This is a genomic window from Thermomonas sp., from assembly GCF_041905325.1.
In the GTDB taxonomy this organism is placed as follows: Bacteria; Pseudomonadota; Gammaproteobacteria; order Xanthomonadales; family Xanthomonadaceae; genus Thermomonas.
This window is the reverse complement of record NZ_JAYRLK010000003.1, coordinates 197667-210154: the sequence shown is the minus strand read 5'-3', so window position 1 is coordinate 210154 and position 12488 is coordinate 197667. Positions and strand designations below refer to the sequence as shown.

Genomic DNA, 12488 nt, shown 5'->3' with positions numbered 1-12488 from the left:
ATCCTACCCGCTGCGGCTCAAGCGTGGGCGATCGCCACGTAGCGGCCGACGAAGGTGGCGGCCACCGCGCCATCGGCCAGCCGCGTGCGCGCCTGCAGGCGGATGCCGGCGCGCCCCTGCGCGCGCAGGGTGGCGGCCAGCGCGGCATGCTCGACGGCATCGTCGTACTCGGCCTCCACCACGATGTCCTCGAACACCGGCTTGAGGTAGCGCACGCGGCTGTCGGCCACGAACACGTCGGCATGCAGGCCGGCGGCTTCCAGCTCCAGCGCCACCAGCCCCCAACAGGCGATCGTCATCAGCGAGGCCAGGCTGCCGCCGAACGCGCAGCCCTTGTCGTTGATGTTGGCGGCCAGCGGCGCGCGCAGGCGCAAATGGCCATGCTGCCAATCGAGGATCTGCGGTTGCATGCCGGCCACCGGCGGCATGCCTTCGAAATGCGCGGCCAGTGCGTCCAGCGCCGCGTGCTGCATAGGTGCATCCATCCGCACAGCCTGCCGCATCCGGCCGTGCTGTGCCAAGCTTGCCGCATGCCACGCCTTGTCGATCAAGCACTTCCGCTTCAAGACTGGACCGTACTGTCGCTGCGCCCGCGCGGCCAACATGCCGGCCTGCGGGCAGCGGCGGCCCGGAGGGGCGCGCGGATGCTGGCGCTGTCCACCCTCGCCATCACCCCGCTGGCTGACACCAACGCGCGCACGGCGCTGGCCGCCGCACTGGCGGCCGACATCGTGCTGTGCACCAGCCCGAATGCGGCGCGCGCAGCGGCGGCGCTGGCGGCCCCGCGACCACGCCGCAACCGGCCGTGGCTGGCGGTGGGCTCCGGCACGCAACGCGCGCTGCACCGGCAGGGCATCGCCGCACGCGCACCCGCGCGGATGGACAGCGAGGGCCTGCTGGGGATGCCGCAATTGGCCGACGTGCAGGGCAAGACGATCGGCCTGATCACCGCCCCCGGTGGACGCGGATTGCTGGCCGCCACGCTGGCGGCGCGCGGTGCGACCGTGCGCCGCGCGGATGTCTATGCACGGCAGGCGGTGGCGCTGGCCGCACGCCCCCGCGCGGCATTGGCGGCTGCCCTGCAACGGCCCGCGCGCGTGCTGCTGGTGCTGAGCAGCGGCGAGGCACTGGATGCCCTGCTGGCGCAGCAGCCCCCGCCGGGCCTGCACGCGGTGGCGGTGGTCGCCGCCAGCGCGCGGCTGGCCGAGGCCGCACGCGCCGCCGGCTTCACCCGCGTGGCGGAGGCCGGAAGCGCACGCCCGGGGGCGCTGCTGGCGGCGGCGGCGCACGCCTTCGGCGCTTGATTCCGACGGCCCCGGGTGTACCCTCGCACGCCGTTGCAATACCGGGGTTTTCGATGACGTACGTTCTGCTGGCCGTGCTGTGCAGCGTGTTGGTATCGGTGCTGCTGAAGCTGTCGAAGCGCTACCGCATCGACATCGGCCAGGCGGTTGCCTGGAACTACCTGGTGGCCGGCGCACTGGTCTGGTGGGTCCTGCATCCGGCCACCGCTCCGCTGCAACAGGCACGCGCGCAGTGGCCGGTACTGGCGGCGCTGGGCGTGCTGCTGCCCACCATCTTCCTCGCGCTGGGCGCGTCGGTGCAGCACGCCGGCATCGTCCGCTCCGATGCCGCGCAACGGCTGTCGTTGCTGGTTCCGCTGATGGCCGCCTTCACCGTGTTCGGGCAGCATCCGGATCGCCTGCATGTGCTGGGCGCGGCGCTGGGCTTGCTGGCGCTTGCCTGCATGGTCTGGCGCAGCGGCGGCGCGGGCGCGGCGGGTTGGGGCTATCCGCTGCTGGTGCTGCTGGGGTTCGGGGTGATCGACGTGCTGTTCAAACGGGTGGCGGCCACCGGGCTGCCGCTGGGCAGCGCGCTGCTGGCGGTGTTCACGCTGGCGCTGCTGGTGGCGTTCGCGATCGAGCTGGTGCGGCGCGCGCCCTTCAGCCCGGCCACCCTGCTGGGCGGCGTGCTGCTGGGTGCGCTCAACTTCGGCAACATCCTGTTTTATCTGCGCGCGCACCGTGCCCTGCCCGGCCAGCCGGCACTGGTGTTCGCCAGCATGAGCCTGGGGGTGGTGATGCTGGGGGCACTGGTGGGCGTGCTGTTGTTCAACGAACGCCTCAGCCGCACCAATGCCATCGGCCTGCTGCTGGCACTGCCGGCCATCGCGCTGTTGGCGCAGCCATGACGGCCGGCGCCTACAATGCCGGCATGCAACCGCTGCCCGCCCTCGACACCGTCCGCGACTACCTCACCGGCCTGCAGGACCGCATCTGCGCCGCCATCGAAGGCGCCGACGGCAGCGCGCGCTTCCACGAGGACGCGTGGGCGAAGGATCCCGGCACGTCGCCGATCCGCGGCGGCGGGCGCACCCGCGTGCTGCGCGACGGCGCGGTGTTCGAGCAGGCCGGGATCGGCTTCTCCGACGTCTCGGGCGACCGCCTGCCGCCGTCCGCCACGGCCAACCGGCCCGAACTCGCGGGCGCGTCCTGGCGCGCGGTGGGGGTGTCGCTGGTGTTCCATCCGCGCAACCCGTTCGTGCCGACCACGCACGCGAACGTGCGTCACTTCCGCGCCGAGCGCGACGGCGAAACCGTGGCGTGGTGGTTCGGCGGCGGCTTCGACCTGACCCCGTTCTATCCGTTCGACGACGACGTGCTGCACTGGCACCGCACCGCGCGCGCGCTGTGCGAACCGTTCGGCGGGCAGGCGCGCTACGACGCGCACAAGAAGTGGTGCGACGACTATTTCTTCCTGAAGCACCGGGACGAAACCCGCGGCGTGGGCGGCTTGTTCTTCGACGACCTGCACGGCGACTTCGACGACTGCTTCGGCTACCTGCGCGCGGTCGGCGACGGCTTCCTCGATGCCTACCTGCCGATTGTCGAGCGCCGCAAGGACACGCCGCATGGCGAACGCGAGCGCCAGTTCCAGCTCTACCGGCGCGGCCGCTACGTGGAGTTCAACCTGGTGTTCGATCGCGGCACGCTGTTCGGTTTGCAGTCCGGCGGGCGCACCGAGTCGATCCTGATGAGCCTGCCGCCGCTGGTGCGCTGGGAATACGGCTACGTGCCCGAGGCGGGCAGCGCCGAAGCGCGGCTGGCCGACTACCTGCGCCCGCGCGACTGGCTGGGCGAGGCGCTGCGCTGATTCAATCGCGCTTGCGCGGCACCACGCTGATGTGGCCGTTGGTTTCCAGCACCGCCAACCCGACCTCGGCGACGTCATTCACCCCGTTCATGCGCAGCGCTTCGGCGAAATCGTCGTCGCTCACCAACTCGCGCCGCAGGGCCTGCCGGAACACCTGCCCGTCGCGCGCCAGCAGCACCGGCACACCCTCCACCCATTTCTCGATGCGGCGGTTGCGCGCGATCACCAGCGCCACCACGTAATTCAGCACGATCAGGGTGGTGGCCATCACCGCCGCACCGGTCAGCGAATTGTCGCCGCCATTGATGCCGTTCTGCACCGCATTGCCGATCAGGATCAGCAGCACCAGGTCGAACGGCGTGAACTGCCCCACCGCGCGCTTGCCGGACAGGCGCATCAGCACCATCACCATCACGTAGACCAGCAGCGCGCGCAGCACGAAGTGCCACCACGGCGCGGACAGATGGAACAGCTCGTTCATGCGCACTTCTCCGCTGGCTGCGTTCCCGACACATTAGCAACGCGGCACGCAGGAAGCCTGCATGGGGCACAGCCCCCATTGGCAAAGGGGGCACGGCGACACTACGGGGTTCTGGAGGCCACCGGCATCGGGCCAAGGCTTGCGGAGCACACTTCGGGGTTTTGCGGCCGCCCCGAAGGCGGCCACAAAAAAGCCCCGCAGTCAGGGGGGACTGCGGGGCCGGGGAAGGCCGGTTGGGGAGACCTGCGCCTTCCGGGTTGATCACACCAGGGGAGGGGTGGTGACCAGCCAGCAACAGGCGTTGCACCTGTTGCGTGTATATGACCACCGCGCGCCTTGCTGGTTCGTGAAGATTCCAGTTAAAAAACCGTTCGGTTCAGGAATAGTTCATTGCATTTTTACGCAACCGCCATCGTGGCCGCGCCACGTCACGTTTCCAGCGTGAAACCGAAAGGCTTTCAGTGCGCCTCTTCCCAGTTTTTCCCGCTGCCGGCATCCACCACCAGCGGCACCCGCAGCTGCGCCACGCCGGTCATCAACGCCGGCACCTGCGCCAGCAGGTCGGGCACGAACGCGGCATCCGCTTCGAACACCAGTTCATCGTGCACCTGCATCAGCAGCAGCGCGCGCGCGCGGTGATCGGCCAGCCACGCATCCACCGCCACCATCGCCATCTTGATGATGTCGGCGGCGGTGCCCTGCATCGGCGCGTTGATCGCGGCGCGCTCGGCACCGGCACGTTGCGCGGCGTTGCGCGCGTGGATGTACTCCAGCCGCAGGCGACGGCCGAACACGGTTTCCACGAAGCCCTGCGCGCGCGCCTGCTGGCGTGCGCGCTCCATGTACTCGCGCACGCCGGGATAGCGGGAAAAATACAGCGCGATGTAGTCCTGCGCCTCGCCACGGGTGACGCCCAATTGCCGGGCCAGCCCGAACGCCCCCATGCCGTAGATCAGGCCGAAGTTGATCGCCTTGGCGGCGCGGCGCTCGTTCGCGCTGACCTCCTCCAGCGACGCCTTGCCGAACACCTCGGCGGCGGTCGCGCGGTGGATGTCGGCACCGTGCGCGAACGCCGCCAGCAGCGCGGCATCCTGCGACAGGTGCGCCATGATCCGCAATTCAATCTGCGAATAGTCGAACGCCACGATCCGACGCCCCTCCGGCGCGATGAACGCGGTACGGATGCGGCGGCCCTCCTCGCTGCGCACGGGGATGTTCTGCAGGTTGGGGTCCGATGACGACAAGCGGCCGGTGGCCGCGCCGGCCTGGTGATAGCTGGTGTGCACGCGGCCGGTGGCGGGGTTGACCATCTCCGGCAACTTGTCGGTGTAGGTGCTGCGCAATTTGGCGAAGCCGCGATAGTCCAGGATCAGGCGCGGCAGTTCGTGCTGGTCGCTGATCGCCTCCAGCGCTTCTTCGTTGGTCGACGGCGCGCCGCCCGGGGTCTTCACCAACGCCGGCAACTTCAGTTCGTCGAACAGCAGCGCTCCCAGTTGCTTGGGCGAGTCGAGGTTGAAGCTGCGCCCGGCCAGCGCGTAGGCACGCTGCTGCGCGTCCAGCATGCGGCGCGCAAGATCGGCCGACTGCCGGCGCAATTCGGCGGCGTCGACCAGCACGCCGTTCTCCTCGATCCGCGCCAGCACCGGCACCAGCGGCATTTCGATGTCGCGATAGACACCCGCCAGGGTGGGCTCGGCGGCGAGTTGCGCCCGCAGCACATGGTGCAGGCGCAGGGTGATGTCCGCATCTTCGGCCGCATAGCGGGTGGCCACGTCCACCGCCACCTGCGAGAACGGCAATTGCTTCGCGCCCTTGCCCGCCACGTCTTCGAACTTGATCGTGGCGTAGCCCAGGTGGCGTTGTGCCAACGAGTCCATGTCGTGGCGGGCACTACCGGCCTCCAGCACGAAGCTTTCCAGCAGGGTGTCCTCGGCATAGCCCTGCACGTCCATGCCGTGCCGATGCAGCACGTGCAGATCGTATTTGCCGTGCTGGCCCAGCTTGGGCTTGTGCGGATCTTCCAGCAGCGGGCGCAACGCCTCGCGCACCTGCGGCCACGGCAGCTGCGGCGGCGCATCGGGGGCCAGGTGGCCCAGCGGGATGTAGCAGGCCTTGCCGGCTTCCACGCTCAGGCTGATGCCGACCAGGTTCGCGCGCAACGCGTCCAGCGCGTCGGTTTCGGTGTCGAAGGCGATCAACGGCGCGGCGTGCAGGCGTTGCACCCACGCCTCCAACTGCGCCGAAGTCAGCACCGTCTCGTAATCCCCGGGCGCGGCCAGCGCCGCATCGGCAGGCACCGCCGCGGGCGCCAACCCGGCCACGCCGGGCACCGGCGCGCGTGCGGCCGTGGCATGGCCGCCATCGAGTTCCTTCAGCGCCTGGTTGAACCCGTAGCGGGCGTACAGCGTGCGCAGCGCGCCCACGTCGGGCGCACGCAGGGCCAGCTCGGCGGGGCCTTCCGGCAGCGCCACGTCGGTCTTGATGGTGACCAGCGTGCGGTTCAACGGCAATCGCGGCAACGCGGCGCGCAGGTTGTCGCCGATCTTGCCCTTGATGGCATCGGCATGCGCGATCACGCCATCCAGCGTGCCGTATTCCGCCAGCCACTTGGCGGCGGTCTTCGGCCCGCACTTCTCCACGCCCGGCACGTTGTCGACGGTGTCGCCCATCAGCGCCAGCAGGTCGACGATCTGGTCGGCGCGCACGCCGAACTTGGCGATCACCGCCGCATCGGTGTCCATCCGGCTGCCGCTCATGGTGTTGACCAACGCCACCCCGGCCCCCACCAGCTGGGCGAAATCCTTGTCGCCGGTGGAAATGGTGACCGCCATGCCCTGTGCCGCGCCCTGCACCGCCAGCGTGCCGATCACGTCGTCGGCTTCCACGCCCGGCTCGCGCAGGATCGGGATGCCCAACGCCGCCACGATCTCCAGCATCGGCGGGATTTGCGCGCGCAAGTCGTCCGGCATCGGCGGGCGCTGGGCCTTGTAAGCGGGGTACAGGACATCGCGGAAGGTCGGCCCCGGCGCATCCACCACGAAGGCGATGTGCTCGGGCTTCTCCTTCAGGTGGCCGCGCAGCATGTTGACCACGCCGAACAGCGCGCCGGTGGGCTCGCCGGCCGCGTTGGTCAGCGGCGGCAGCGCGTGGAAGGCGCGGTAGAGGTAGGAAGAACCGTCGATCAGGACCAGGCGTGTCATGCCCGCGATTCTACGCGGGCGGCGCTGGCAGAATGTCCGGACCGCCCACGGAACGCCCGCATGCTGCGCTGGTTCGAAACCCGCCTCGACCCCTTCCCCGCATCACCGCCGATGCAGCCGCCCGGCACGCTGTACGCATTCTGCCGCCACTTCACCCGCGGTGCGGAGAAGTGGTTGCTGTTGATGGCGATCAGCTCGGCGGCGTTTGCACTGGGCGAGGTGGCGCTGTATGCCTACGTCGGCACGCTGGTGGACCGCATGAACGCGCTCGGCGTGGCGCGCTTCCTGGGCGCGGAAGGGCCGCGCCTGTGGTGGATGGGCGCGCTGGTGCTGGTGCTGCTGCCGCTGCTGGTGTTCTTCAATTCGACGGTGCAACACCAGACCCTGCTGGGCAACTTCCCGATGCGGATCCGCTGGAACGTGCATCGCTACCTGCTGCGGCAGTCGATGGGCTATTTCCAGGACGAATTCGCCGGACGCATCGCCACCAAGCTGATGCAGACCTCGCTGGCGGTGCGCGAGACCGTGGTGAAATTGTTCGACATCGGCAATTACGTGCTGGTGTATGTCGGCGGCACCTTGCTGGTGGCCGCCAGCGCCGACTGGCGGCTGATGCTGCCGTTCCTCGGCTGGCTGGCCTGCTACGGCCTGCTGATGCGCTGGTTCGTGCCGCGCATGGGCGCGGTGTCGCAGGAACAGGCCGACGCGCGCTCGCAGATGACCGGGCGCATCGTGGACAGCTACACCAACATCGCCACCGTGAAATTGTTCTCGCATTCGCAGCGCGAGCAAGCCTATGCACGCGAAGCGATGGAAGGCTTCCTGCTGCCGGTCTACCGGCAGATGCGGCTGGCCACGGTGGTGTACAGCCTGTTGTACGCGCTGAACATGCTGCTGCTGTTCGCGGTGGCGGCGCTGGGCGTGTGGCTGTGGCTGCATGGCCATGCCAGCGCCGGCGCGGTGGCGGTGGCGCTGGCATTGGCGCTGCGGTTCCTGGGCATGTCGCACTGGATCATGTGGGAGTTGTCGGCGCTGTTCGAGAACATCGGCACCGTGCACGACGGCATCAGCTCGATCGCGTTGCCGCCGACGGTGGACGATGCGCCGGGCGCGCCGGTGCTTGCGCCCGTGCGCGGGGCGATCCGCTTCGAAGACGTCACCTTCCACTACGGCAAGGGCAGCGGCGTGATCGATCGGCTGCACCTGGCCATCGCGCCGGGCGAGAAAATCGGCGTGGTGGGGCGCAGCGGCGCCGGCAAGTCGACGCTGGTGAACCTGCTGCTGCGCTTCCACGACGTCGAAGCAGGCCGCATCACGATCGACGGCATCGACGTGGCTTCCGTGCAGCAGGATTCGCTGCGCGCGCAGATCGGGGTGGTGACCCAGGACACCTCGCTGCTGCATCGCAGCGTGGGCGAGAACATCCTGTACGGCCGTCCGGATGCCAGCCACGCCGAGTTGCTGGACGCCGCGCGCCAGGCCAATGCCGACGGCTTCATCGCCGAACTGGTGGATTCGCACGGCCGGCGCGGTTTCGACGCGCAGGTGGGCGAACGCGGGGTGAAGCTCTCCGGCGGGCAGCGCCAACGCATCGCCATCGCCCGCGTGCTGCTGAAGAACGCGCCGATCCTGGTGCTGGACGAGGCGACCTCGGCGCTGGATTCGGAAGTGGAGGCGGTGATCCAGGAAAACCTGTACCGGTTGATGGCCGGCAAGACCGTGATCGCGATCGCCCACCGCCTGTCCACCATCGCCGCGATGGACCGGCTGATCGTGATGGATCAAGGGCGCATCGTCGAAACCGGCAGCCACGAGGCATTGCTGGCGCGCGGCGGGCTGTATGCACAGCTGTGGAAGCGGCAGTCGGGCGGGTTTCTGAGCGATGCGTAGGGCGGGGCGTGCCCCGCTGCGATTGCGCGTCGCGGCCAAGCAGGCGCGGCGCTGCAAATCCCATCCCCCTGGAAGTGGATGGCGTTGAATCGCGCATACTTGCCGCATCCATCCGAGGACACCACCATGCGCGTCGCCTTCCCGTTCGCACTCACCCTTGCGCTGGCTGCCTGCGCCACCGCCACCCCGGAAGAGATGCTGGCCCAGGATGCGGTGCCGGCCACCCACACCGAAGCCAATGGCGACGTCGTCACCGAGTACCGCAGCGGCAGCCGCCTGACCATGGTGAAGGTGGTGCCGGCCGTCGGCGCCACCTATTACATCTACGACCGCAACGGCGATGGCGTGATCGACGAACGCGATGCCAAGGGCGGGCCGCTGACCTACTACAAACTGTTCAGCTGGTAAGCGCGCGCCACCGGCCTCAACGCACGATCAAATCGATCAACCATTTCGCCTTCGAATACGGCGGCTTGAGCAGGTCGCCGCCGGTATTGCGCGCCTGCCACAGCACCGGCAGCAGCTTGCTCATCGCATCGAACCCCGTCTGGCTGTGGTAGGCCCCCATGCCGCTGGCACCCACGCCGCCGAATGGCAGGCTGGTGATGGCGTTGTGGAACAGGGTGTCGTTCACCGACACGCCGCCGGCCACGGTGGCGTGCAGGATGTGCTCGATGGTCGCGCGCTCACGGCTGAACGGATACAGCGCCAGCGGGCGCTCGCGGGCATTGATGCAGGCGATGGCGTCGTCGAGCGTTGCGTAGCTCCTGATCGGCAGCAGCGGACCGAAAATTTCGTCCTGCATGATGCGGGCGTCGTCGCCGGGCTCCAGCACCAGGGTGGGCGGCAGCAGGCGTTGCGCGGGGTCGGCGTGGCCGGCAAGGGTCACGACCGCCAGCCCGCGCTGGCTGGCGTCGTCGAGGTAGCCTTGCAGGCGCGCGTACTGGCCCTCGTTGACGATGCGGGTGTAATCGGCATGGTTGTCGAAGGCGTCGCCGTAGCGGGCCTGCACTTCGCGCCGCAACGCGGCCACCAAGGCATCGCGCTTGCCGGCGGGCACCAGCACGTAGTCGGGTGCGATGCAGGTCTGGCCGCAGTTGAACCACTTGCCGGTGGCGATGCGGGCGGCGGCCTTCTCCACCGGATAGTCGTCGCACAGCAACACCGGCGACTTGCCACCCAGCTCCAGCGTCAGCGGCGTGAGGTGGGGCGCGGCGGCGGCCATCACCTTGCGGCCCACCGCCGTGGAGCCGGTGAACAGCAGGTGGTCGAACGGCAGGGCCGCGAACGCCGCGCCAACCTCGGCGCCGCCAAGCGCCACGGCCACCCGGTCGGCGGGGAACACTTCGGCCAGCAACTCGCGCAGGAAGGCGCTGGTGCGCGGGGTGTGCTCGGAGGGCTTGAGGAAAACGTGGTTGCCGGCGGCAATGGCGGTGGCCAGCGGGATCAGGGCCAGGTTCACCGGGTAATTCCACGGCGCGATCACCCCCACCACGCCCAGCGGCACCGGGCGCACCTGCGCCCGTGCCGGCCAGAACCGCCAGCCCACGGCGGCACGGCGTGGTTTCATCCAACGCCGCAGGTGCTTGAGCAGGTGGTCGATCTCGTTGAGCGTGGCCATGCCGTCGGCGATGCGGCTTTCGTCCAGCGAGCGGTGCCCGAAATCGTCGGCAATCGTGCGCGCCATCGCGTCCAGCCTGCGCTTGAGCGCGGCGCGCAGGCGCAGCAGGTCGCCGCGACGCTGGGCGTAGTCGGGCTTGCGGGCCTGCCACGCCGCACGCAGGCGATCCAGCGTGGGTTGCAGGGCGGTGCTCGGGGTGTCGGTGCGCGTGTCCATACGGGGCAGTGTAGTCGCCCGCAGGCTAGAATCCAGCCATGGACATCCGACCCTATCGCGACATCACCCCCAGCCTTGGCGCACGCGCCTACATCGACCCCCGGGCCAGCGTGATCGGCGACGTGGTGCTGGGCGAGGACGTATCGATCTGGCCGTACACGGTGGTACGCGGCGACGTCAATTTCGTCCGCATCGGCGACCGCACCAACGTGCAGGACGGCAGCGTCATCCACGTCAGCCACGACGGCCCGCACGCGAAGCTGGGCGGCTTCGCCACCCGCATCGGCAGCGACGTCACCATCGGCCACAAGGCCGTCATCCATGCCTGCACGATCGAGGATGCGGTGCTGGTGGGCATGGGTGCGATCGTGCTGGATGGCGCGCTGGTGCGGACGCACGCCTTCATCGGCGCCGGTGCGCTGGTGCCGCCGGGCAAGGTGGTCGGCGAGGGCGAGCTGTGGCTGGGCAACCCGGCGAAAAAGGCGCGGCTGCTGTCCGATGCCGAGATCGAGGCGCTGTACTACAGCGCCGGCCATTACGTGCGCCTGAAGGACGAATACCTGCGCATGGCTCCGTGAGCGAGGGGCACTCCCGCAGACACGGGAGTGCATGCGTGGGGTGCGGCACGCTATTCCTGCGGCTCCCCAAGGGAGTCGGCAACGGTTACAGTGGCGCGGGGATTTTTCAATTCAACAAGGGGAAACCATGGATCCATACAACAGTGCGGACGCGCACAACGTATCCGCCAACCCGTACGCCGCACCGCAGGCCGGGGTGGCGGAATTGCCGCCCGGTGACACGCAGGAAAAGGCCGGCCGCGGCGCGCGGCTGGCCGCAGTGCTGCTGGATGGCGTGCCACCGATGGTGCTGATGATCGTGTGCATTCCGATCCTGGTCCTGGGCGACGGCTTTACCAAGGGGAGCGGCTTCAACGTGCTGGGAGGCACGGTGATCGGGATCGCGGCCCTGGCCCTGCTGGGTTACGTGATCTACCAACTGGTGCTGCTGCACCGCAATGGCCAGACCTTCGGCAAGAAGCTGATGAAGATCAAGATCGTGCGCAAGGACGGCAGCCGCGCCGGGTTGGGGCGGATCTTCTGGCTGCGCATGTTCGTGCCGGGACTGGCGGGCAACATCCCGTTCATCGGCGTCCTGTTCGCGCTGGCCGATCCGCTGTTCATCTTCGGCGAAGAAAAACGCTGCGTGCATGACCTGATCGCGGACACCATCGTCATCAACGCTTGATGCTGGATACCGTTCGCGAAGTCCACACCCCCGAGGGCGTGGCGCTGCGCCTGCCGGCGGCGGGGCCGCTGCCGCGCGCGCTGGCATGGGCGATCGACCTGGGCATCCGGTTGGGCATCCTCACCGCGTGCTCGACGGTGTTGAGCCTGCTGGGCAAGGCCGGGCTGGGCATCTACCTGGTGCTCCTGTTCGTGTTGGTGTGGGGCTACCCGATCCTGTGCGAAGGCCTGTTCAACGGGCAGACGCCGGGCAAGCGCGCGCTGGATTTGCGGGTGGTGTCCAGCGATGGCGCGCCGGTGGGCTGGCTGGCGGCGGTGGTGCGCAACCTGCTGCGCACGGTGGACATGCTGCCGTTCGGCTACGGTGCCGGGCTGGTGTGCGGGCTGCTGGACCCTTGGGGACGCCGGCTGGGGGATCTGGTGGCCGGCACCCTGGTGGTGCACGTGCAGGCACAGGTGCCGCTGCCGGAGGCCGGTGCAGGCGAGGCGCTGCCCACCGCCCTGCCGCTGCGGCCGCAGGAGCAGGTGGCAGTGGTGGCCTTCGCCGAGCGCGCGCCGCGCTTGACCCCGGCACGCCAGCAGGAATTGGCCGACATCGTGGCGCCGGTGACCGGGGCTGCCGGCGCGGACGGGGTGCGACGCCTGTTCGGGGTGGCGCGCTGGTTGCTGGGCGGGCACTGAGG

Annotated in this window: 12 protein-coding genes; 8 read left to right on the top strand and 4 right to left on the bottom strand. The window is 69.2% G+C overall.

Going from position 1 to position 12488, the window contains the following annotated elements; all coding sequences use genetic code 11:
* Positions 1-17: 17 nt before the first annotated feature.
* Entirely contained in the window at positions 18-485 is a 468-nt protein-coding gene (locus ACE3OK_RS05055) for a YiiD C-terminal domain-containing protein (RefSeq protein WP_374248461.1), read from the bottom strand.
* A 45-nt stretch (positions 486-530) separates the two neighbouring features.
* Here ACE3OK_RS05055 and ACE3OK_RS05050 point away from each other — a divergent pair, with 45 nt between their 5' ends.
* From ACE3OK_RS05050 to hemF, 3 genes are read left to right on the top strand one after another with little or no spacing between them, the layout of a single operon-like run.
* A complete protein-coding gene (locus tag ACE3OK_RS05050) occupies positions 531-1304 on the top strand; it encodes a uroporphyrinogen-III synthase (RefSeq protein ID WP_374248460.1) in 774 nt (257 codons plus the stop codon).
* Between the two features lie 53 nt (positions 1305-1357).
* Positions 1358-2191 carry an EamA/RhaT family transporter gene (locus ACE3OK_RS05045; protein WP_374248459.1) on the top strand — a complete coding sequence of 278 codons (834 nt, stop codon included), beginning with the start codon at positions 1358-1360 and terminating at the stop codon, positions 2189-2191.
* A gap of 23 nt (positions 2192-2214) precedes the next feature.
* Complete coding sequence (gene hemF, locus ACE3OK_RS05040) at positions 2215-3153, top strand: oxygen-dependent coproporphyrinogen oxidase (protein WP_374248458.1); 939 nt, start codon at positions 2215-2217, stop codon at positions 3151-3153.
* Between the two features lies 1 nt (position 3154).
* Here the strand turns inward: hemF and ACE3OK_RS05035 are convergent, their stop codons facing one another.
* Both ACE3OK_RS05035 and polA read right to left on the bottom strand, forming a co-directional pair.
* Positions 3155-3634, bottom strand: a complete 480-nt coding sequence (locus tag ACE3OK_RS05035) for a DUF421 domain-containing protein (protein WP_374248457.1) — start codon at positions 3632-3634, stop codon at positions 3155-3157.
* Positions 3635-4092: 458 nt separating this feature from the next.
* Positions 4093-6834 (bottom strand): DNA polymerase I, encoded by a 2742-nt coding sequence (polA, locus tag ACE3OK_RS05030; protein ID WP_374248456.1) that lies wholly within the window; start codon positions 6832-6834, stop codon positions 4093-4095.
* Positions 6835-6894: 60 nt separating this feature from the next.
* Between polA and ACE3OK_RS05025 the strand changes: the two genes are divergently transcribed.
* Complete coding sequence (locus ACE3OK_RS05025) at positions 6895-8724, top strand: ABC transporter ATP-binding protein (protein ID WP_374248455.1); 1830 nt, start codon at positions 6895-6897, stop codon at positions 8722-8724.
* A gap of 126 nt (positions 8725-8850) precedes the next feature.
* Positions 8851-9132, top strand: coding sequence for a DUF2782 domain-containing protein (locus tag ACE3OK_RS05020; RefSeq protein WP_374248454.1), 282 nt, complete (start codon positions 8851-8853; stop codon positions 9130-9132).
* 16 nt (positions 9133-9148) lie between these two features.
* Here the strand turns inward: ACE3OK_RS05020 and ACE3OK_RS05015 are convergent, their stop codons facing one another.
* Positions 9149-10561: a coniferyl aldehyde dehydrogenase gene (locus tag ACE3OK_RS05015; RefSeq protein ID WP_374248453.1), complete on the bottom strand. Its 1413-nt coding sequence runs from the start codon at positions 10559-10561 to the stop codon at positions 9149-9151.
* A 38-nt stretch (positions 10562-10599) separates the two neighbouring features.
* On the opposite strand from ACE3OK_RS05015, the gene ACE3OK_RS05010 reads away from it, so the two are divergent.
* The 3 genes from ACE3OK_RS05010 to ACE3OK_RS05000 all read left to right on the top strand — a co-directional run bounded on the left by ACE3OK_RS05010 (position 10600) and on the right by ACE3OK_RS05000 (position 12486).
* Positions 10600-11139, top strand: a complete 540-nt coding sequence (locus tag ACE3OK_RS05010) for a gamma carbonic anhydrase family protein (protein WP_374248452.1) — start codon at positions 10600-10602, stop codon at positions 11137-11139.
* Positions 11140-11266: 127 nt separating this feature from the next.
* Positions 11267-11806 carry an RDD family protein gene (locus ACE3OK_RS05005; protein ID WP_374248451.1) on the top strand — a complete coding sequence of 180 codons (540 nt, stop codon included), beginning with the start codon at positions 11267-11269 and terminating at the stop codon, positions 11804-11806.
* Positions 11806-12486, top strand: coding sequence for an RDD family protein (locus ACE3OK_RS05000; RefSeq protein ID WP_374248450.1), 681 nt, complete (start codon positions 11806-11808; stop codon positions 12484-12486). Before ACE3OK_RS05005 ends, ACE3OK_RS05000 begins: the two co-directional genes overlap by 1 nt.
* The last annotated feature ends 2 nt before the right edge of the window (positions 12487-12488 follow it).